This is a genomic window from Hydrogenophaga sp. (assembly GCF_011390835.1).
Classification (GTDB): domain Bacteria; phylum Pseudomonadota; class Gammaproteobacteria; order Burkholderiales; family Burkholderiaceae_C; genus Hydrogenophaga.
In genome coordinates this window covers 72,902-92,360 of sequence record NZ_JAABRQ010000017.1, presented here as the reverse complement: position 1 = coordinate 92,360, position 19,459 = coordinate 72,902, and the positions used below count along the sequence as shown (strand labels likewise).

17 protein-coding genes are annotated in these 19,459 nt (G+C 67.6%); 9 read left to right on the top strand and 8 right to left on the bottom strand.

Annotated elements, in window-relative coordinates:
* The 3 genes from GPT34_RS11690 to GPT34_RS11680 all read left to right on the top strand — a co-directional run.
* On the top strand, window positions 1–556 hold a 556-nt coding region (locus GPT34_RS11690; protein WP_291012531.1), incomplete at its 5' end, for a histidine phosphatase family protein.
* Window positions 540–1,727: a DSD1 family PLP-dependent enzyme gene (locus GPT34_RS11685; protein ID WP_291012528.1), complete on the top strand. Its 1,188-nt coding sequence runs from the start codon at window positions 540–542 to the stop codon at window positions 1,725–1,727. The genes GPT34_RS11690 and GPT34_RS11685, both read left to right, overlap by 17 nt.
* Before the next feature lie 10 nt (window positions 1,728–1,737).
* On the top strand, window positions 1,738–3,504 hold the full coding sequence (locus GPT34_RS11680; protein WP_291012526.1) for a lysoplasmalogenase family protein: 1,767 nt from the start codon (window positions 1,738–1,740) through the stop codon (window positions 3,502–3,504).
* Here the strand turns inward: GPT34_RS11680 and GPT34_RS11675 are convergent.
* The 5 genes from GPT34_RS11675 to ruvB are packed head-to-tail and all read right to left on the bottom strand — an operon-like array spanning window position 3,492 to window position 8,887.
* Window positions 3,492–4,538: an SPOR domain-containing protein gene (locus GPT34_RS11675; protein ID WP_291012524.1), complete on the bottom strand. Its 1,047-nt coding sequence runs from the start codon at window positions 4,536–4,538 to the stop codon at window positions 3,492–3,494. The two genes, GPT34_RS11680 and GPT34_RS11675, sit on opposite strands and share 13 nt — an antisense overlap.
* Before the next feature lie 27 nt (window positions 4,539–4,565).
* Window positions 4,566–5,282, bottom strand: coding sequence for an ABC transporter ATP-binding protein (locus tag GPT34_RS11670; protein ID WP_291012521.1), 717 nt, complete (start codon window positions 5,280–5,282; stop codon window positions 4,566–4,568).
* Between the two features lies 1 nt (window position 5,283).
* A complete protein-coding gene (locus tag GPT34_RS11665; protein WP_291012545.1) occupies window positions 5,284–6,507 on the bottom strand; it encodes an FtsX-like permease family protein in 1,224 nt (407 codons plus the stop codon).
* Between the two features lie 25 nt (window positions 6,508–6,532).
* Window positions 6,533–7,816 carry an efflux RND transporter periplasmic adaptor subunit gene (locus GPT34_RS11660; protein WP_291012518.1) on the bottom strand — a complete coding sequence of 428 codons (1,284 nt, stop codon included), beginning with the start codon at window positions 7,814–7,816 and terminating at the stop codon, window positions 6,533–6,535.
* 12 nt (window positions 7,817–7,828) lie between these two features.
* Window positions 7,829–8,887: a Holliday junction branch migration DNA helicase RuvB gene (ruvB, locus tag GPT34_RS11655; RefSeq protein ID WP_291012515.1), complete on the bottom strand. Its 1,059-nt coding sequence runs from the start codon at window positions 8,885–8,887 to the stop codon at window positions 7,829–7,831.
* Window positions 8,888–9,036: 149 nt separating this feature from the next.
* On the opposite strand from ruvB, the gene GPT34_RS11650 reads away from it, so the two are divergent.
* Window positions 9,037–10,182: a carbonic anhydrase family protein gene (locus tag GPT34_RS11650; RefSeq protein ID WP_291012513.1), complete on the top strand. Its 1,146-nt coding sequence runs from the start codon at window positions 9,037–9,039 to the stop codon at window positions 10,180–10,182.
* A gap of 13 nt (window positions 10,183–10,195) precedes the next feature.
* Here the strand turns inward: GPT34_RS11650 and ruvA are convergent, their stop codons facing one another.
* Window positions 10,196–10,774, bottom strand: coding sequence for a Holliday junction branch migration protein RuvA (ruvA, locus tag GPT34_RS11645; RefSeq protein WP_291012511.1), 579 nt, complete (start codon window positions 10,772–10,774; stop codon window positions 10,196–10,198).
* A 40-nt stretch (window positions 10,775–10,814) separates the two neighbouring features.
* Between ruvA and GPT34_RS11640 the strand changes: the two genes are divergently transcribed.
* Together GPT34_RS11640 and ybeY are read left to right on the top strand one after the other, a co-directional pair.
* Window positions 10,815–11,795 (top strand): PhoH family protein, encoded by a 981-nt coding sequence (locus GPT34_RS11640; protein ID WP_291012509.1) that lies wholly within the window; start codon window positions 10,815–10,817, stop codon window positions 11,793–11,795.
* 7 nt (window positions 11,796–11,802) lie between these two features.
* Entirely contained in the window at window positions 11,803–12,261 is a 459-nt protein-coding gene (gene ybeY, locus GPT34_RS11635) for an rRNA maturation RNase YbeY (protein WP_291012507.1), read from the top strand.
* A 10-nt stretch (window positions 12,262–12,271) separates the two neighbouring features.
* Here ybeY and dtd read toward each other — a convergent pair whose 3' ends face one another.
* Together dtd and GPT34_RS11625 are read right to left on the bottom strand one after the other, a co-directional pair.
* Window positions 12,272–12,715 carry a D-aminoacyl-tRNA deacylase gene (gene dtd, locus GPT34_RS11630; protein ID WP_291012505.1) on the bottom strand — a complete coding sequence of 148 codons (444 nt, stop codon included), beginning with the start codon at window positions 12,713–12,715 and terminating at the stop codon, window positions 12,272–12,274.
* On the bottom strand, window positions 12,712–13,641 hold the full coding sequence (locus GPT34_RS11625; RefSeq protein WP_291012502.1) for a cation diffusion facilitator family transporter: 930 nt from the start codon (window positions 13,639–13,641) through the stop codon (window positions 12,712–12,714). The genes dtd and GPT34_RS11625 overlap by 4 nt, the downstream gene beginning before the upstream one ends.
* A 174-nt stretch (window positions 13,642–13,815) precedes the next feature.
* On the opposite strand from GPT34_RS11625, the gene glgB reads away from it, so the two are divergent.
* From glgB to malQ, 3 genes are read left to right on the top strand one after another with little or no spacing between them, the layout of a single operon-like run.
* A complete protein-coding gene (gene glgB / locus GPT34_RS11620; RefSeq protein WP_291012499.1) occupies window positions 13,816–15,765 on the top strand; it encodes a 1,4-alpha-glucan branching protein GlgB in 1,950 nt (649 codons plus the stop codon).
* Window positions 15,762–17,927 (top strand): glycogen debranching protein GlgX, encoded by a 2,166-nt coding sequence (gene glgX / locus GPT34_RS11615; RefSeq protein ID WP_291012495.1) that lies wholly within the window; start codon window positions 15,762–15,764, stop codon window positions 17,925–17,927. The genes glgB and glgX overlap by 4 nt, the downstream gene beginning before the upstream one ends.
* Window positions 17,924–19,426 (top strand): 4-alpha-glucanotransferase, encoded by a 1,503-nt coding sequence (malQ, locus tag GPT34_RS11610; RefSeq protein WP_291012492.1) that lies wholly within the window; start codon window positions 17,924–17,926, stop codon window positions 19,424–19,426. The genes glgX and malQ overlap by 4 nt, the downstream gene beginning before the upstream one ends.
* Window positions 19,427–19,459 lie beyond the last annotated feature (33 nt).

Below are 19,459 nucleotides of genomic sequence, written 5' to 3'. Positions count from 1 at the left end.
CGATCTCAACGAGCATGGCCGCTGGCAAGCTGCCCGGCTGGCGCAAGCCTTGCGCGACGAGCCCATCGCCGCCTGCTACGCCAGCGACCTCAGCCGCGCGCGCAGCACCGCACAGGCGGTGGCGGATGTGGTGGGGGAAACAGTAGCCACGCACGCGGGTTTGCGCGAACGCAGCTTCGGCCAGTTCGAAGGCCAGACCTGGGTCCAGCTCGAAGCCGCCTGGCCGGTCGAGACGCAGGCATGGCGCAAGCGGGTGCCCGATTTCGCGCCCCCTGGCGGCGAATCGTTGCTGCAGTTGCAGGCGCGCGTGGTGGCTACCGTGAGCGAGCTCGCGGCGCGCCACCCTGGCGAGCAGGTGCTGATTGTGGCGCACGGTGGTGTACTCGACATCCTGTACCGCGCCGCCACCCGGCTCGATCTGCAGGCGCCGCGCAGCTGGGAACTGCCCAACACCGCCATCAACCGCCTGCTCTGGACCCCCGAGGGACTGAGCCTGGTGGGATGGGCCGACACAGGCCACCTGCAACAAGGATCGCTCGATGAACGGGCGGTCTGAGCCAGGGCACTTCGCGCGCGCGCGGCGCGACCGTGCGCAGGGCTGGGTGGGCCACAGCGTGAGTGCCGTGGACACGCCAGCCATGGTGATCGACCTCGACGCCATGGAGCGCAACCTCGCCCGCATGGCCGCCTTCGCCCGTTCGCACGGGCTGCGACTGCGGCCTCACGCCAAGATGCACAAGAGCGCCGAGATCGCACGGCTGCAGATGGCCCACGGCGCGGTGGGTGTGTGCGTGCAGAAGACCGACGAGGCCCTGGCGCTGGCGCACGCAGGTGTGACCGACATCTACATCAGCAACGAGGTGGTCGCGCCCACCAAGCTCGCGAGACTGGCGCAAGCAGTGCAACATCTGCCGACCCGATTCGCGATCGCGGTCGACAGCGCGCTGGGCGTACTTCGCCTGGCAGAGGCCCTCATGAATGCAGGCGTATCGCGCAGCGGCGCGATCGACGTGTTCGTGGAAATCGACGTAGGGCATGGTCGCTGCGGCGCCGCCGCGGGTGCGCCGGCGCTGATGCTCGCCCGCCTGATCCAGGACCACGCCGTGCTGCGCTTCGCTGGCCTGCAGGCCTACCACGGCAGTGCACAGCACCGGCGCGCCACCGCCGAGCGCGACGCGGCGCTGGCCGCATCCGAAGCGGCGGTGCGCCAGACGCTGGATGCGCTGAGCGCCGCGGGCATCGCCGTGCCCCTAGTCACCGGCGCCGGCACCGGCAGCTTTGTGCGCGAGGCGTCCAGCGGTGTGTGGGGCGAATTGCAAGCAGGCTCTTACCTGTTCATGGACGCGGACTACGCGGCCAATGAAGCCGATCCAGGCGCACCGGTGTTTGAACACGCACTGTTCATCAAGACCGCGGTGATGAGCCTGGCTGCAGACCATGCGGTCTGCGACGCCGGCCACAAGAGCCACGCGATCGACAGCGGCCTGCCCACGGTGTGGTGGCCTGGCGGTCTGTCGTACACCAGCGGTGGCGACGAGCACGGCCTCTTGCGCGTCGCCAGCGGGCAAGGGGAGCTGCCCGCGCTGGACGAGACAGTTTGGCTGGTGCCTGGCCACTGCGACCCCACGGTGAACCTGCACGACTTTGCGGTCGGCGTGCGCGGTGGCCTGGCCGCTGGTCACGTGGAGCGCCTGATCGACATCGACGCGCGCGGAGCGCTGGGTTGAGGCTGCGAGCATGAGCCCGAGCCAGATCATCGTGCTGGCCACGCCGGTGTTCCTGGCGCTGATCGCGGTGGAATACGCGGCAGGCCGGGCGCGCGGGCGCAACACCTACCGGCTGGACGACGCGGTGACCAGCATCGGCCTGGGCATGCTGAGCCAGGTGAGCGCGGTGTTCACCCGGCTGCTGCGCATCGGCATCTACACCGCGGTCTATGGTGTGGTGGCGCTGTCGCCCGATACCGGCTTCTGGACCAGCTGGGGCGGCTGGCTGCTGGCCCTGCTGTTCTATGACTTCTGCTACTACTGGCACCACCGCCTGGGACACACCTGTGCGCTGTTCTGGGCCGCCCATGTGGTGCACCACCAGAGCCAGGACTACAACCTCTCGACCGCGCTGCGCCAGACCAGCAGCGGTGCCCTGTTCGGGTGGGTGTTTTACCTGCCGATGGCGGTGGCCGGCGTGCCGCCGCTGGTGTTTGGCGTGGTGGCGCTGGTGGACCTGCTCTACCAGTACTGGATTCACACCCAACAGATCGGCAAGCTCGGCTGGTTCGATCGCGTGTTCGCCTCCCCCTCCAACCACCGGGTGCACCACGCGGTCAACGACCGCTACCTGGACAAGAATTACGGCGGCATCCTGATCCTGTGGGACCAGCTGTTTGGCAGCTATGCCGACGAAGACGATGGCGAACCCTGCGTCTACGGCACGCGCAGCCCGCTCAACAGCTGGGACCCGCTCTGGGCCAATGCCGAGGTCTATGTCGACCTGGCGCGCGACAGCTGGCACACCCGCCGCTGGACAGACAAGCTGCGCGTGTGGTTCCAGCCGCCTGGCTGGCGACCGGCGGATGTGAGTCACCGCTTTCCAAAACCCGCGTTTGACATCGGGCAGGTGCGCACATTTGCGCCGCCGCTAAGCCCGAACGTGCAGCGCTTTACCGCACTGCAGTTCATCGCCCTGCTTGCGGGCTCTGGCGCCTACCTCTGGCTCACCGACAGCTGGCCGCTGTCGCAGAGCGCGGTCTGGCTCGCGGTCTTGCTCACCGGCCTGTGGTCGGTGGGCGCGGTGATGCAGGGCCGCATCGGCATGTTGGAAGCGCTGATGATCGAGTGCGCGGCGCTCACCATGGCCACCTCAGCCACTGGCCTGGTAGAGCTGCACCGGCTGTTCAAGCCGCTGACCATGGGCCTCGCGCTGATGGTGGTGGCACAAGCCGGCCTGGTCGCGCGCGGCGGTGGGGGATCGCCCCCGCACGGTATAGGCTGGTTGCTGGCAGCGCTGGCCGCTTCGCTGGCGGGCGATGCCTTCCTGATGTTCGATGGCTTTTTCCTGCCTGGCCTGCTGGCCTTTTTGCTCGCCCACCTGGCCTACACCGCCCTGTTCCGCCAGGATGCGCCGCTGCTGGCTGCACCCCGAGCGACGCTGGTCATTGCGCTGGTGGGGCTGGCGGTGTACGCCGTGTTGTGGACCGGAGGCCTGCCCGCTGCGCTGCGCGCACCGGTGGCGGTGTATGTGCTGGCGATCGCGGTGATGGCCAGCTGGGCGGTGAGTCGCGCCAAGGTACTGGGCGATGGACCGGCGTGGGCCGTGGCCGTCGGTGCCATCTGTTTCCTGATCAGCGACGCTACCCTGGCGGTCAACCGCTTCGTGATGCCGCTGCCCCACTCAGCAGTCTGGGTCCTGGGCACTTACTACGCCGCACAGTGCCTCATGGTCATGGGCTGGCTGCGGGGCCGCCGGGCGAGCCAGACAAGCGGTTGGGCTGCTCAGGGCGCGTAGACCCGAGCCTCCAGGCCGAGCGCGCGCACCCGCCCGGCCGCCGCCTGGGCCTCCTCCCGGGTTTCGAAGGGTCCCACCCTCACCCGCGTCATCGGACCCCGCGCGGACTCGATGGGATCGATGATCACCGGCAATCCGGCGCCAGCCAAAGTGGCCACGACACGATCGGCGTTGCCCGCCACCGCAAACAACCCCACGCTCACGCCAAACCCCTGAGCGCGACTGCGCACCTGGTTCAGCGTTTCTGCCAAGGCAGCGCGTGCGTTGGTCTGCGAGGATTCGGCCACGGGTGTGGCCGTCGGCGAGGCGCTGGCGGGCACGGCTGGACTGACTGCAGCAATGGATGGCGTGGATTCAGGCGGTTCGGACTCGGCTGGGCTGGGCTCTGTCAGCAGCGCGGGCGTCTGCGGTTGAGAGGCCGGCACAGACGCGGCGGGTTGTGAAAGTGTTGCCACCGGCGGCGAGGGTCGATCAGCTGAGTTGGCGGTCCAGGCCCAGAGCGCCCAGGCCATTGCACCAGCGCCGAGCAACAAGCCAGCCACGGCCCACGCGCCATTGCGCCGTTGCCCATGGCCACGCGATTGCAGGAGCTCGCAGGCGGCGTCGATCGTGGTCGACTGCTCCACCGCGCTGATCATGCGCTGCCGCACCTGGGCATGCAGCAACGCGGTGCCAAACAGCCCCGGTACCAGCAAGACCAGCAGCAGCAAAGCCAGCACCAACCCCACCCGAACCCCCAGCGGCCAGGTATCGGTGAGCCACCACAAACCGCCACCGACCGCAGCCCAGGCGGCGAGCAGCAGCGCAAACTCGCCGGCTGCTCCCCAGAGCTGGCGATACAGCAACCAGCCCAGGTTGAAAACAAAGGCGGAGAGATTCCAGGCCGTGCCGGCGCGACCACGCTCATCAAACCGGGCAAAAACCGGCAGGTAGTGCTCGGCATGCACCGGCCCCAGGGCCGCGCGGTACAAGGCATCGCGCACCGCCCCGCCTACCGCGGTGGTACTTTCGTCGAGTGGCGCAGGGTCAGACATCGAGCCAAATTTTGACACGCTGCCGCGCTATGCGGCGTCTTTTGCCAACACCGGCTCGTCGCTGGAGATCTGACCGTCGACCAGCTCCACCAGCCGGTCGCAGCGCGCGCCCAGCCGGGCATCGTGGGTGACCACCACAAAAGAGGTGCCGCGCTCGGCGTGAATGCGCCTCAGCAGCTGAAACACCTCGTCGGACGAGACGGTGTCGAGGTTGCCGGTGGGTTCATCGGCCAGCACCAGCGGCGGGTTCATCACCAGCGCGCGCGCAATCGCCACCCGCTGCTGCATACCGCCCGAGAGCTCCGACGGCCGCTTGTTCAGGGCCGCCGACAGCCCCACCGCATCGAGCAAGTCCTTGGCGCGCGAGCGCTGCGCATCGCTGACCCTGCCCTCGGCCATCAGCGCGGGCAGAGTCACGTTCTCCAGTGCCGAGAAAGCCGGCAACAGGTGGTGAAACTGGAATACAAAACCCAGCAGGCGGCGCCTGCGCAGCGTCAGCCCGCCATCGTCCAGTCCTACCATTTCTTCGCCCTGCAGCCGGTAGCTGCCCGAGGTCATGCGTTCTAGCAGCCCCACGATGTTGAGCAAGGTGCTCTTGCCCGACCCCGAGGGCCCCATGAGCGCCACGAACTCGCCACCGTTCACGCTCAGGTCCAGCCCGTGCAAGACCTCGGCGGCATTGGGCAGGCCGACGTTGTAAGTCTTTCGAACCTCATGCAACTCGATCAGCGGTGTGTCGCTCATCTCAGATCCGGATGGCTTGCGCCGGGTCCATGGCGGCTGCGCGGCGAGCCGGTGCAATCGCTGCGAGTACGCCACACACCGTGGCCACCAGGGCCACCTGCAGCGCCAGCGACGCAGGCAAGCTGATGTTGAACAGAGGCAAACCGTCCGATCCGCGCACAAAGCGGGTGAACAGCACCACCATCACCCAGGCCAGCAAGACCCCGAGTGCCGAGCCCAAGGCCCCGACCACTGCGCCCTGCACCAGAAACACCCGCAGGACCTGCGCCCGGGTCGCGCCCATGGCCCGCAGGATGCCGATTTCGCGCTGTTTCTGCACCACCGAGACCACCAGCACGCTGGCGATGCCGAGCACCACCACCACTAGCACCACCGCCCGGATCAGGCTGGTGCTGACCGACTGCGCGTTGAGGGCAGACACCAGTTGCGCATTGCTCTCCTGCCAGCTTTCCACCTGATAGGGCAACTGGCGCCGCAGGTCGTCCGTCATGGCCTGCGCCGACCAGACATCGCTCACGGTGAGATCGATGTTGGTCGCGCCGCCAGGCAAACCGAGCAGGTTCTGCGCACTGCGCAGCGGCACGATCACGGTGCGCCGGTTGAGCTCTTTCACACCCAGGTCCACCAGCGCGGTCACGCGCAAAGCGTCGCTCGCCGTGGTGGTCTGCACCCGCAGCCGGTCACCCACCCGCAGGCCCAGATCAGCGGCCAGATCGCGCCCTAACACCGCGTCGCCCGGCGCCAGGCGTGCCGTGCCTTGCACCACCTTGCTGCGCAGGCCCACGATACGGTCATAGCGCTCCAGGTCCACACCCAGCAGCGAAATCGCCTGACTGGCCTCGCCGCGCAGCGCCAGGCCCGCACCGGCCACCATGGGCGAGACCGCCACCACACCGGGCGTGCGCTCCAGCACCGGCAGCAGCAGTTGCCAGTTGGCCACCGTGCGCAAGCGTTGCGCGCGCACCTGCACGTCGGACATCACCACGGTATCAGCCGCGCGCGCCGCGGCGGGCGTGACCACGTCGTCGGGCACACTGAGGGAAATGTGGGGTTGTGCGCCTAGGGTCTTGTTCAGGGTGTTGGCCTGCAAACCCGAAATCAGCGCCGAGATGTAGGCGATCACCGCCACACCCGCCGCCACGCCTACTATGATGAGCAGCGTCTGCATGCGGCCTTCGCGCAGGAAGCGAATCGCCACCTGCCGCTCAAAACCCAGCCAGGCCATGGTCAACACGCCGGGCGCCACATGCTCAGCGCCCCATGGCGTTGGTGAGCGCGGAGCCCGCATCGATGCCCGCCGAATCTGCCGTCAGACCCGGTGCGCGCGCTTGTGGACGAACTCGTTGACCGGCCTGCACCGCCGTGCCCAAGAGCACTTGATCGCCGCTGGTCAAGCCATCCACCACCTCCACCGCTGCCAGCGTGCGAAGGCCTAGGCGCACGGCTCGCAGGCGCGCCCGACCCGCGACCACCACCATCACCTCGGCCTGCTCGGCGTCCGCTGCCGCGCGCAGCGCGGCCAGCGGCAGCACCAGGGCCGATTCTCGGCGGCCGGTTTCGACTTCGACCGACAAGGTCATGTCTTCTCGCAGATAGTCCGGCGCGTCGCCAGCCAGGGCCAGCTTGACCTCAACCGAGCCGCGCTGCGCGTCCACCGAGGGCGCGATCGAGATCACGCGCGCAGCAAATCGCTGATCGGTGTAGGCGTCGGCCACCACCGAAGCGCGTTGACCGGTGCGCAGCTGATCGAGAAAACGTTCGTCCACCTGAGCGCTGATCTGCACCGGTCCGGCCAGCACCAGGCTCAGCAGCGCTTTGCCCGGCTGAACGATCTGCCCTGGCTCCACCTCGCGCACCAGCACGCGGCCATCGGCCGGCGCCACCAGCTCGGTTTGCGCCAGCCGCGCGCGCGCGGCCTGGGTCGCCGCCTGCGCCAAGCTCAGCTGAGCCTGGGCCTGGGCCACGTCGGTGCCGCGCTCACCGCTGGCTCGGCTCTGGGCCAGGGCACTGAGCAGCTGCGCGGCGGCCACGTCGCGGGCGCGGCGCGCATCGTCCAGCGCCGCCGGGCTCAGAAAACCCTGGGCCACGAGTTGCTGCGTGCGCGCCCAGCTGGCCTGCGCCGCGCGTTCGGCGGCCTCTGCCTGACTCACGTTGGCCAGCGCCGTGGATCGACCGGTGCTGCGCAGGCCTGCCAGACCCGCGGCGGCCTGGCGCTCGCTGGCCTCTGCCTGCCCGAGCGCGGCCTGAAGCTCCTGCGACTCCAGCACCAGTAACACGTCGCCTCGCTTCACCACGGAACCTTCATCCACCCGCACCACCTGCACGCGCCCGGTGAGGGTGCTGCCCACGTCCACGCGGGTCTGGCTCGCTATGCGCGCAGAAAACTGCAGGCTGCGCACCAGCGCCTGAGACTGCACCGTCACCGCGTCCACGGGCGTGCCGCGCCACCACAGCACCAACGATACTGCGCCCACCAGCAGCACCGCCAGCAGTACACCCCACCACACACGGGCTTTTTTGCCTTTCAGGTTCATGCTGCTGAGTCCTCAGACGCCCGGCGCAAACAGACCGGCGTCCGAAGAAGGAGGCGCCACCCCCAGGTGACGGTAGGCCGCAAGCGTGGCGATGCGCCCGCGCGGCGTGCGCTGCAGGTAGCCCTGCTGGATCAGGTAAGGTTCAATCACGTCTTCGATGGTGTCACGCTCCTCACCGATGCTGGCAGCGATATTGTCCAGCCCCACCGGGCCACCATCGAAACGGTGAATCACCGCTTCGAGCAGCTTGCGGTCCATGACGTCGAAGCCCTGCGGGTCGACGTCGAGCATGGTCAACGCGCGCCCGGCGATGTCCGCGGTGATGCGCCCGTCGGCCTTCACGTCGGCGTAGTCGCGCACCCGGCGCAGCAAGCGGTTGGCAATGCGCGGTGTGCCGCGTGAGCGGCGCGCGATCTCGAATGCACCCTCGGCTTCAGTCGGCGCGTTCAGCAGACCCGCGCTGCGCGTGACGATGCGCGTGAGCTCCTCGGCGCTGTAAAACTCCAGCCGCGCCACGATGCCAAAGCGATCGCGCAGCGGGTTGGTCAGCATGCCGGCCCGGGTGGTGGCGCCGACAAGAGTGAAGGGTTGCAGGTCGAGCTTGATGCTGCGCGCCGCCGGGCCCTCGCCGATCATGATGTCGATCTGGTAGTCCTCCAGCGCCGGGTATAGGATTTCCTCGACCACCGGACTCAGCCGATGGATTTCGTCGATGAACAGCACATCGTTGGCCTCCAGGTTGGTCAACAGCGCCGCCAGGTCCTTGGGTTTTTCCAGCACTGGTCCGCTGGTCTGGCGCAGGTTCACGCCGAGCTCCTGGGCAATGATGTGCGACAAGGTGGTCTTGCCCAGCCCGGGCGGACCAAACAGCAGCACATGGTCCAGCGCCTCGCCGCGCTTCCTGGCCGCGCCAATGAAAATCTCCAGCTGCTCGCGTACCTTGGCCTGGCCCACGTATTCATCGAGCAGCTTGGGCCGCAGGGCGCGCTCGATCGCCTCTTCCTTGGGCGAGATCGGCGCGGCCGAGACCACGCGAGGGGCGGGAGCGAAGTCGTCGGTCTGGATGGACATGGGCGATGAGGAGAGGCGAACCGCCTGGCGAGGCGGCAGAATCGTGGGCGGATGCGCCTCACGACTATATAGCGCTGACCACAGCGCCTTGAAGTTTCGCGAAAGGCTGCCGATAGCTTGGTGACACCATTCAAGCTCAATAGATCGCCATGCCCGCTCACGCCCACACCTGGAACTCTGCCCACCGCCTGGCTGTCGCTGGTGGCAGCCTGCTGCTCGCCGGTGCGCTGCTCCACGCCAGTCCCGCTCACCCAAGCGAGCCCGCACATGCGCCAGCTCACGCAACGGCCCCTGAAACCGAGGCTCATGCACCCGCGACTTCGGCACCTACCCATGCGACCAAGGACCAGGCGCCAGCGGCGGAGTTGTCCGGCAAGACTGCGCCCGCAGTCCATGGCCCGCTTTCCCTGGAACAAGATGCTGCCCAGATCGCGCTCAAGGTGCAGGCAGCCATGAGCCTCGCCAAGACCCGCGAGCGGGCGCAGGCACACGTGGCGGCCGCCAGCCAAGGCAAACGCCCGCACGCCACTGCGAATTCCGGCCACGGCCAGCCATCCACCGACATCAGCGCAGGCACCGCACACCAAGCCGCCCTGCAGGGCCATGCGGAAGCCCATTGGAGCTACACCGAGACCGGCACGGGTCCCGACGCGTGGGCGCAGCTCAAGCCCGAGTTCGGTGCCTGCGCCGCTGGCCAGCGCCAGTCGCCGGTGCACATTCAGGAAGGCAGCACGCTGCAAGGCCCGGCCGAACCGCTGGTGTTCGACTATCAGCCCAGCGGCGGCAGCGTGGTCAACAACGGCCACACCATCCAAGTCGACTTGGAGGGCAACAACACGCTCACCGTGCGCGGCTCCACCTACCAGCTGCTGCAGTTCCACTTTCACCACCCGGCCGAGGAGAAGGTCGACCACAAAGGTTTTGCCATGGTGGCGCACCTGGTGCACAAGAACGCCGAAGGCCAGCTTGCGGTGGTGGCGGTGCTGATTGATCCGGGTGCCGCGAACGATCTGGTCAACAAGGTGTGGACCCACATGCCGCTGGACGTGAAGGACCGGGTTCGGCTGCCCGCCGCCCTGATCGACATGAAGGGCCTGCTGCCCCAGGATCCCCGCTACTACCAGTTCATGGGGTCCCTCACCACGCCGCCCTGTACCGAAGGCGTGCTGTGGATGGTGATGAAGCAGCCCATGACCGTGAGCCGGGAGCAGCTCAAGCTGTTCTCGCAGCTGTTCCCCATGAACGCACGGCCAACCCAGGCACTCAATGGCCGGGTGGTGCGCGAGGCGCTTTGATCGGCCGGCGGCCCTATTTCGCCAGCGCCTTGAGCGCGAGCTTGATGCCCTCGCTCACCCCCACGTCTTTTGGCAGCGCCTTGAGCGCGGCGCCAGCATCTTTTTCGCTGTAGCCAAGGGCCATCAGCGCCTGCTGGATGTCGCTGGCGGTGTCGCCACCCGCCGCACCGACGCCGGGCAGATTCAGGTCGGCGCCGAATTTGCCCTTGAGCTCGAGCAGCAGGCGCTCAGCGGTCTTTTTGCCAATGCCGGGCACTTTGACGATGCGTGCGCTGTCCTGCGCGCTCACGGCCTGCGCCAGATCGGCCACGCTCATGCCCGAGAGCACCGAGAGCGCAGTGCGTGGACCCACGCCGCTGATCTTGACCAGCTGGCGAAACGCTTCGCGCTCGCTGGCGCTGCCAAACCCGTAGAGGATCTGCGCATCTTCGCGCACCACAAAGTGCGTGAGCAGCGACACTGGCTCGCCCACGCCGGGCAGGTTGTAGAAGGTGCTCATGGGCACATCCACTTCGTAGCCGACGCCATGGCAGTCCAGCAGGATCTGGGGCGGGTTCTTTTCCAGCAGGGTGCCGGTCAACTTGCCTATCATGGCGGGATTCCTTGGTTATCAGCCTCACCGGATTATCCGTTTGATCCTCAGACACACTTTCTCCCCGCCAGACAACCTCCGCATGGGCCATTTGTGCGGCCCCATGGACAGCCACATCCGCAGCATTGAGGCGGGCCTGCAGGTCAAGGTGGCGCACCGCTTCGAGCAGTTCCGCATCGAGGGGCCTAAAGCCAAAGCCAACCAGGCGCTGGAGACCCTGCAGGCCCTCTACGAAATAGCCAAGAAGCCGATCCCGCCCGAGACGGTGCAGCTCATGCTCAGCGGCGACACCGCGTTGCCCGGGGGAGAGGACGGCGTGACCATGCAGACGCGGCGCGGTGAGGTGCGCGGCCGCACACCGGCCCAGGCCCGCTACCTGGAGAACATGGCCGCGCACGACATCACTTTCGGCATCGGCCCGGCCGGCACTGGCAAGACGTATCTGGCCGTCGCGTGCGCGGTCGATGCGCTGGAACGCAGCGCGGTGCAGCGCATCGTACTCACCCGCCCGGCGGTGGAGGCTGGCGAAAAGCTGGGCTTTCTGCCGGGCGACCTGGGCCAGAAGGTCGACCCCTATCTGCGCCCGCTGTACGACGCGCTCTACGACCTGATGGGTTACGACAAGGTCGTCAAGGCGTTCGAGCGCCAGCAGATCGAAATCGCGCCGCTGGCCTTCATGCGTGGGCGTACGCTGAACCACGCTTTCGTGATCCTGGACGAAGCACAGAACACCACGGTGGAGCAAATGAAGATGTTCCTCACCCGTATCGGCTTCGGGTCGAAAGCGGTGGTGACCGGCGACGTGAGCCAGATCGACCTGCCGCGCACCGAGCTCTCGGGCCTGATCGACGCCGAGCGGGTGTTGAAGCGGGTGCAGGGCATCGCGATGTGCCGCCTGACCAGCGCTGACGTGGTGCGCCACCCTCTGGTGGCGCGCATCGTCGATGCCTACGACGCGCGCAGCGAGGTGGCCGACGAGGCGGCACCGGCGGCCAAGCGCACGCGCCGCGCCAAGCCCTGAATCCGCCATGGCACTGCCTGCCCTGACCCTCTCGCTGCAATTCGGTGCGCTGGCCCACCCGGCTGTACACCGTGCCGCCCTGCCCCGACACCGGGTGAGCCGGGCGATCCGCCACGCCTTGTCATGCGACGCGGAGATCACGGTGCGCATCGTCGACGAAGCCGAAGGCCTGACGCTGAACCGCGACTACCGCCACCAGGACCACGCCACCAACGTGCTGACCTTCGATTACGCCGCCGAACCGATGGTGATGGCCGATCTGGTGCTGTGCGCACCGGTGGTAGCCCGGGAAGCGAAGGCACTTGGCAAACCGCTGGACGAGCACTACCTGCACCTGCTGGTGCACGGGACGCTGCACGCGCAGGGCTGGGACCACGAAACCAGCGACGACGACGCACGGGCCATGGAAGCCCGTGAGACGGCCATCCTGGCCGGGCTCGGCCAGCCCGACCCCTACGCCAGCTGATGCCGCCGGCCTAGGCGCTCATCTGCAAGGGGATGGTGATCGGGCCGTCGTTCACCAGGTGCACCCGCATATCGGCAGCAAACCGCCCGGTCTGCACCACAGGATGGCGCTCGCGGGCCAGGGCCACGAAGTGGTTGAACAGCGACTCGCCCAGCGCTGGAGGCGCCGCTCCTGTAAACCCAGGCCGATTGCCGCTGCGCGTGTCGGCTGCCAGCGTGAACTGGCTGACAAGCAGCAACCCGCCTCCCACGTCCTGCACGCTGCGGTTCATCTTGCCCTGATCGTCGCCGAAGATGCGCAGCTTGAGGATCTTGCTGAGCATCTTCTCGGCAAGGGCTTCGGTGTCCTGAGGCTCGGCGCAGAACAACACCAGCAGGCCGGCACCGATCTCGCCCACCACCGCTGACTCGACCTCCACCCGGGCCTCGCTCACGCGCTGCAGCAAGGCGATCAAATCAGGTCCCTGGCATCGTCGAAATGGGCTTCCACATCGCTGGGCAGCAGCTGGATGGTGGCGCGCAGACCAGGCACGGCGCTCATGAGTGCCTGCTCCACACTGCCGCGCACTGCCGCTGCGCGACCCAGGGTCCACGAGGCAGGCATGTGCATATGCAGATCCACGAAGCGCCGCTGACCGGCCCTGCGCGTGGTCAGGTGGTCAAAACGGACGATTTCGGTCTCTCCTCGCTGGTGGGCAAAGCCTGCCAGGGTCTCGTTGATGGTGACCAGCACTTCAGGCTCCAGCGCCTCGTCCATCAAGCCCTGCGAGGAACGCCAGATGAGGTGGTAACCCTCCTTGAGGATGTTGAGCGCCACCGCGATGGCCACCACCGGATCCAGCCACAGCCAGCCGGTGAAATGCACCAGAGTCAGGCCAACCACTACACCGGCCGAGGTCCAGACATCGGTCACCAGGTGCTTGGCGTCGGCCTCCAGCGCGATGGAGCGGTGCTCCCGCGCAGCGTGAAACATCACCCAGGCCAGCAGGCCATTGAGCGCTGAGCTGGCTACCGAGAGGCTCAGGCCCCAACCCACCTGGGTGATGGGCTGCGGATCAAAAAAGCGGTGTCCTGCCGCCCAGATGATGCCCATCGCCGCCGCGATGATCAGAATGCCTTCAAAGCCCGACGAAAAGTACTCGGCTTTGTGGTGCCCATAGGGATGATCGTCGTCCGCCGGCCGCGCGGCCACGGTAACCATCACCAGCCCGAACAGCGCACTGGCGAGATTCACCAAAGACTCCATCGCGTCCGACAGCAGGCCGACCGAGTCGGTGACGTACCAGGCGAGCGTCTTGAGGGTGATGGTGAACAGCGCAACCACCACCGAAGCCATGAGCAAGCGCTTGGGGGTCAGCCATTGGAGGGTCGCGGAATTCATGGGGCTATTGTCGCGCAGCGTCGGCAATGCAACGAAAGCGGCGCAGGCACCACCGACCGCTGACCGCCACTCGTCCCTGTCGTCCAGACCCGACAGATTTGGCGCGGCAGCGATGGCCCGACCAGTCCGACGGGAAGGCACACAGGAACGGTGCAAAAATGGCATGGCAACACCATGACGCCTGCGCCCTCAGCACCCACGCCCAGCTTGCCCGGGCAACAGACCGATCCGACGCCAGGGCCCGAGTCCCCGTCCGGTCGTTGGCTGGGTGACACCGACGCCTGGCTGCTGGCCGAGGGTCGGCACCTGCGACCTTGGGAAAAGCTCGGCGCCCACCCCACCTCGCTCGACGGGGTGGCGGGTACGGCCTTTGCGGTCTGGGCGCCGCACGCCCGCCAGGTCGGGCTGATGGGCGACTTCAACGGCTGGCAACCCCAGCCCATGGTTCTTCGGCCCGAATGCGGTGTGTGGGAGCTGTTCGTACCGGGCGCCGGCGGGGGCGCCTGGTACAAGTTCGAGGTCGAAGGCAGCGACGGCCGCCGCGTGCTCAAGACCGACCCCTATGCCCGTGAAACTGAGCTGCCCCCGGGCAACGCATCTCGGGTCTGTGCCCCGCTGCGGTCAACCACTGCGCCGACAGCGGACCACGCGCGACTGGATCGGGCAATGGCCGTCTACGAGGTGCATGTCGGCTCCTGGCGGCGCCCGGGTGGCCCCGATGTGCTGCCCACCTGGGACGACCTGGCCGAGCACCTGGTGCCCTACGCCGCTGGACTGGGCTTCACCCACCTGGAGCTGCTGCCCATCAGCGAGCACCCGTTCTACGGCTCCTGGGGTTACCAGCCCACCGGCCTCTACGCACCCACCGCGCGCTACGGATCGCCCGAGGCTTTTCGGCGCTTCGTCGCCGCCGCCCACGCGGCCGGCCTGAAGGTGGTGCTGGATTGGGTGCCCGCCCACTTCCCGGCCGACGAGCACGCGCTGGCTCGCTTCGACGGCACTGCGCTCTACGAACACGAGGATCCGCGCGAGGGCGTGCACCGTGACTGGAACACACTGATCTACAACTTCGGCCGCCACGAGGTGCGCAACTTCCTGGTCGGCAACGCGCTGTTCTGGATCGAGCAGTACGGCATCGACGGTCTGCGTGTGGACGCAGTGGCGTCAATGCTGTACCGCGACTACAGCCGGACGGCCGGCGACTGGATTCCGAACCGCGACGGCGGACGTGAAAACTACGAGGCCATTGCCTTTCTGCGCGAAGTGCACGACGTGCTGCACCGCGAAGCGCCGCAGGCCATGACCACCGCCGAGGAATCGACCGCCTTCCCGCGCGTGACTGGCCCTACGGCCCAAGGCGGCCTCGGCTTCGACCACAAATGGAACATGGGCTGGATGCACGATGTGCTGAGCTACCTGGCCCTGGACCCCGTGCACCGGCGCTGGCACCACCACAAGCTGACCTTCGCCATGATGTATGCGCACAGCGAGGATTACGTGCTGCCGCTTTCGCATGACGAGGTTGTGTACGGCAAAGGCTCGCTGCTGGGCAAAATGGCTGGCGATCGCTGGCAGCAGCTGGCCAACCTGCGAGCCCTCTATTGCTGGATGTACGCTCACCCGGGCAAGAAACTGCTGTTCATGGGCGCAGAACTGGCCCAGCCCACCGAATGGAACCACGATGGCGAACTACCCTGGGCCTTGCTGCAGGACCCGGCCCACGCGGGCATTCACCGGCTGGTGGGCGATCTGAACCACGCCTACCGCGCCTCGCCGGCGCTGTTCGCGCGCGACAGCGACCCGCAGAGCTTCCAGTGGCTGGTGGTGGACGACGCCGAGCAGTCGGTGCTGGCCTTTGCGCGATACGGCCACCGGCCGGAAGACACGGTGGTGGTGGTCGCCAACTTCACGCCCCTGGTCCGCCACGGATACCGCGTGGGACTGCCGCACAGCGGCGCCTGGCGCGAGGTGCTCAACACCGATTCGTTCCACTACGGCGGCGGCAATGTGGGCAACGACGGCCACATGTGGTGTGACGACGCGCCGCTACACGGCCAGGACTGGTCCGCGGCGCTCACACTGCCACCGCTGGCCGTGCTGTGGCTGCAACCGGAGCGCCCATGACCGTGCCGCTGGTGCAAGTGCCCTGCTGCGAACCCGGTCGCCCATGGCCCATGGGGACACAGCTCACCCGCTTGCGCGAGCGCGGCGGACTCAACGTGTGCGTATTCGCTCCCAACGCCCGAGCTGTGGTGATCTGCCTATACACAGCCGATGGCCAGACCGAGACCGCGCGCTGGCGCCTGCCCGAGCGAGCTGAAGGGGTCTGGTACGGCTTCGTTCCGGGCATCACCGCCGGACAGCTCTATGGCCTGCGGGCCGATGGCCCCTGGCAACCGCAGTTGGGGCATCGCTTCAACCCTGCGCGGCTGTTGATCGACCCTTGGGCGCGTGCGCTGGTGGGCTCACTGGACGATCTGGTGGTGCGAAGCGAGCCGCGGCCCGATGCAACCACCCTGCCCGAGTCGACCGACAATGCGGCGTTCGTGCCCAAGTGCCGCGTGATCGACACCGAGGCTGAATTGCAGGCCGGCGCCCGCATCGCGAGCGGACCAGCGACCGCCTGGCGCGACACGCTGATCTACGAGGCGCACGTCAAATCACTCACCCGTTTACACCCCAGCGTGGAGCCGGAGCACCAAGGCTCGTATGCCGCGGTGGCCAGCCCTGCCATGTTGGCGCACTACGAGCGCCTTGGCGTGACCAGCCTGTGTCTGCTGCCGGTGCACCTGCACGTGGACGAACGCCACCTGATTCAGAAGGGCCTCACCAACTTCTGGGGCTACAACAGCCTGAGTTTTTTTGTACCCGACCCGCGCCTGGCTTCGCGCGGTGGCGCGGGCGCCGACGATTCGGCGGTACGCGCCGAGTTCCGGCAGATGGTCGACACCCTGCACCGGCACGGTATTGAGCTGATCCTTGACGTGGTCTACAACCACACCGCCGAGAGCGACACCCAAGGCCCCACGCTGTCGTGGCGAGGTCTAGACAACGCCGCTTGGTACGCGCTGGACGGCCATGGCGACTACTTCAACCCCACTGGCTGTGGCAACACCTTCGACATGGGCCAGCCACGCGTGACCCAACTCATCATGGACAGCCTGCGCTGGTGGGTCCAGGCCTTTGGGGTGGACGGCTTCCGATTCGACCTGGCCGTGACCCTGGGCCGCGCACCCGAGCTGGGTCGCAACTTCAACCCGCTGGCCACGCTGTTCACCGCGATCGCGCAAGACCCGGTGCTGACGCGCGCCAAACTGATCGCCGAGCCCTGGGACGTAGGTCCCCACGGCTACCGCACCGGCCAGTTCAACGCCCGCTGGCACGAGTGGAACGACCGCTTCCGCGATACGGTGCGCGCCTGGTGGCTGGGCCACAGTTGCACGCGCGGCCAGTTTGCGCGCCGCCTGGCCGGCTCCAACGACTTGTTCCAGGGCAGCGGACGTCCACCCACCGCCAGCATCAACCTGATCACGGCCCACGACGGCTTTACCCTCGCCGATCTCACCGCCTATGAGCGAAAACACAACGAGGCCAACGGCGAAGGCACGCAGGACGGTCATGACCACAATTTCAGCGCCAACGGCGGCGAAGAGGGCCCGACCACCGACCCGGTGATCTTGCAACGGCGCGCGCGCTGGCGGCGCGCCCTGCTAGCCACGCTGTTCTGCGCACAAGGCACACCGCAGCTGCTGGCGGGAGACGAACTCGGCCACAGCCAGCGCGGCAACAACAACGCCTACTGCCAAGACAATCCCACCACCTGGCTGGACTGGTCGCAGGCTGACCGGGCGCTGACCGCCTTTGTGAGCGGACTGGCGAGCTTGCGGCAGCGCTACCCGGCGCTGCGGCACCCGCACTGGTACACCGGTGAGCCGGTCGCGGGGGCACACTGCCCCGACATCGACTGGCGCAACGCGAGCGGCACGCACCCTCACGGTATTGAGTGGGACATCCCGGACGGGCGCCTGCTCGCTTGCGTCATCACCGTTGGTGAACGCGGGACGCCGGCCCAGGAGCGCGTGATGCTGATCTTCCACGGTAACCCGGACGTCACGTCGGTGAGCCTGCCCGGTGGCGAATGGCAACTGCTGATGGACAGTGCACAGGGCTGGGTGGCCCAGGACGGTGAGCCTGCGCGCCTGTTCACCGGCGGCATCGACGCTGCTCCCTCCGCGGTGCTGATGCTGGTCCAGCCCTTGACCCACGAACCGCCAGCCTCATCATGAAGCACGATCCACACCCTCTGCTGCAGCGGCGTACCAGCGGCGTGCTGCTGCACCTGACCTGCCTGCCCGGGCGGCATGGATCGGGCGATCTAGGCGAGGGTGCGATGCACTTTCTGGACTGGCTGGCAACCGCCGGGCAGTCGCTCTGGCAGATCCTTCCGCTCACGCCCTCCGGCCCCGGCCACTCGCCCTACCGCAGCCCTTCGGCGTTCGCCGGCAATCCTTGGCTGGTGGACCTAGACGACCTGGCGGCCTGCGGCTGGCTCCCACCCCTGCCCGACCCCGGCTTCGACCCGCGCCGATGCGACTTCGAACGCGTGATACCGCACCGTCGTGCCGCCTTGAATCAGGCCTGGCGCGGCTTCCAGCGGCAGGCCAGTGCTGACGACCGCGAAGCGTTTGAGCGCTTCACCAAGGTGCAGGCGGGGTGGTTGATCGACTACGCCCGCTTCATGGTCCTGACCGAGCGACACGGCGAACCCTGGACCCATTGGCCGACCGAGTTGGCCCAGCGCGACCCGTCGGCGCTGCAGCGCCTGGATGCCGCAGCTGCGGGCGCCCTGGGTTTCTGGCACTTTGTGCAATGGCGCTTCCAGGTCCAGTGGGCGCGGCTGCGAGCCGCTGCCCATGCGCGCAACATCCACTTCGTCGGCGACCTGCCCCTGTTCGTGGACCACCACAGCGCCGACGTCTGGACCCACGCCGGACAGTTCAGGCTCGATGCGCAGGGCGAGCCCAGCGTGGTGGCCGGCGTGCCGCCCGATTATTTTTGCGTCGACGGTCAGCGCTGGGGCAATCCGCTGTACCGCTGGGACACCATGGCGGCCGACGGCTGGGGCTGGTGGACCCGCCGCGCGGGCCATCTGCTCTCCCTACTCGACGTGGTGCGGCTGGACCACTTCCGCGGCTTCGAAGCCGGATGGGAAATCCCGGCCACCGACACCACCGCTGTCAACGGCCACTGGCAGGCCGGCCCCGGGAGCCGCTTTTTCGAGGCGCTTGACGAGGGGCTGGGTCCCCTGCCCTTCATCGCCGAAGACCTGGGTGTGATCACCGACACCGTCACCCAGCTGCGGTTGGACTGCGGCTTCCCGGGCATGCGGGTGATGCAGTTCGGCTTCGACGGCTCGCCGACCAACATGCACCTGCCCCACAACCTGGCCCAAGGCATCGTGGCCTGCAGCGGCACCCACGACAACGACACCACAGTGGGCTGGTGGCTGTCGCTCGGCCCCGAGGCGCGCGACGCGGTGCGCCACTACCTTGGCCCGCAGGTGGACCGGGAGGTTCACTGGGCCATGGTGCAGGCCCTGTCCCAGTCGGTGGCCAACACCCTCATCGTGCCGTTTCAGGACGTGCTGGGACTGGACAGCAGCCACCGAATGAACGTGCCTGGCCAGGCCCGCGGCTGCTGGACCTGGCGATTCGACTGGACTATGGTCGACGCGTCGCCGGCGAGCCGCTTGGGCGCCATGATTCGCGCCCATGGCAGAACCTGAGCTATCGAATCCGAAACACCATCACATAGGGGA

Bases quoted from the DNA above. Each gene is read 5' to 3' on its own strand.
- GPT34_RS11670 (WP_291012521.1), bottom strand. From the start codon at position 5,282: ATGAGCGACACACCGCTGATCGAGTTGCATGAGGTTCGAAAGACTTAC.
- malQ (WP_291012492.1), top strand. From the start codon at position 17,924: ATGAAGCACGATCCACACCCTCTGCTGCAGCGGCGTACCAGCGGCGTG.
- GPT34_RS11650 (WP_291012513.1), top strand. From the start codon at position 9,037: ATGCCCGCTCACGCCCACACCTGGAACTCTGCCCACCGCCTGGCTGTC.
- GPT34_RS11660 (WP_291012518.1), bottom strand. From the start codon at position 7,816: ATGAACCTGAAAGGCAAAAAAGCCCGTGTGTGGTGGGGTGTACTGCTG.
- GPT34_RS11685 (WP_291012528.1), top strand. From the start codon at position 540: ATGAACGGGCGGTCTGAGCCAGGGCACTTCGCGCGCGCGCGGCGCGAC.
- ybeY (WP_291012507.1), top strand. From the start codon at position 11,803: ATGGCACTGCCTGCCCTGACCCTCTCGCTGCAATTCGGTGCGCTGGCC.
- glgB (WP_291012499.1), top strand. From the start codon at position 13,816: ATGACGCCTGCGCCCTCAGCACCCACGCCCAGCTTGCCCGGGCAACAG.
- GPT34_RS11665 (WP_291012545.1), bottom strand. From the start codon at position 6,507: ATGGCCTGGCTGGGTTTTGAGCGGCAGGTGGCGATTCGCTTCCTGCGC.
- glgX (WP_291012495.1), top strand. From the start codon at position 15,762: ATGACCGTGCCGCTGGTGCAAGTGCCCTGCTGCGAACCCGGTCGCCCA.
- ruvA (WP_291012511.1), bottom strand. From the start codon at position 10,774: ATGATAGGCAAGTTGACCGGCACCCTGCTGGAAAAGAACCCGCCCCAG.
- ruvB (WP_291012515.1), bottom strand. From the start codon at position 8,887: ATGTCCATCCAGACCGACGACTTCGCTCCCGCCCCTCGCGTGGTCTCG.
- GPT34_RS11675 (WP_291012524.1), bottom strand. From the start codon at position 4,538: ATGTCTGACCCTGCGCCACTCGACGAAAGTACCACCGCGGTAGGCGGG.
- GPT34_RS11625 (WP_291012502.1), bottom strand. From the start codon at position 13,641: ATGAATTCCGCGACCCTCCAATGGCTGACCCCCAAGCGCTTGCTCATG.
- GPT34_RS11680 (WP_291012526.1), top strand. From the start codon at position 1,738: ATGAGCCCGAGCCAGATCATCGTGCTGGCCACGCCGGTGTTCCTGGCG.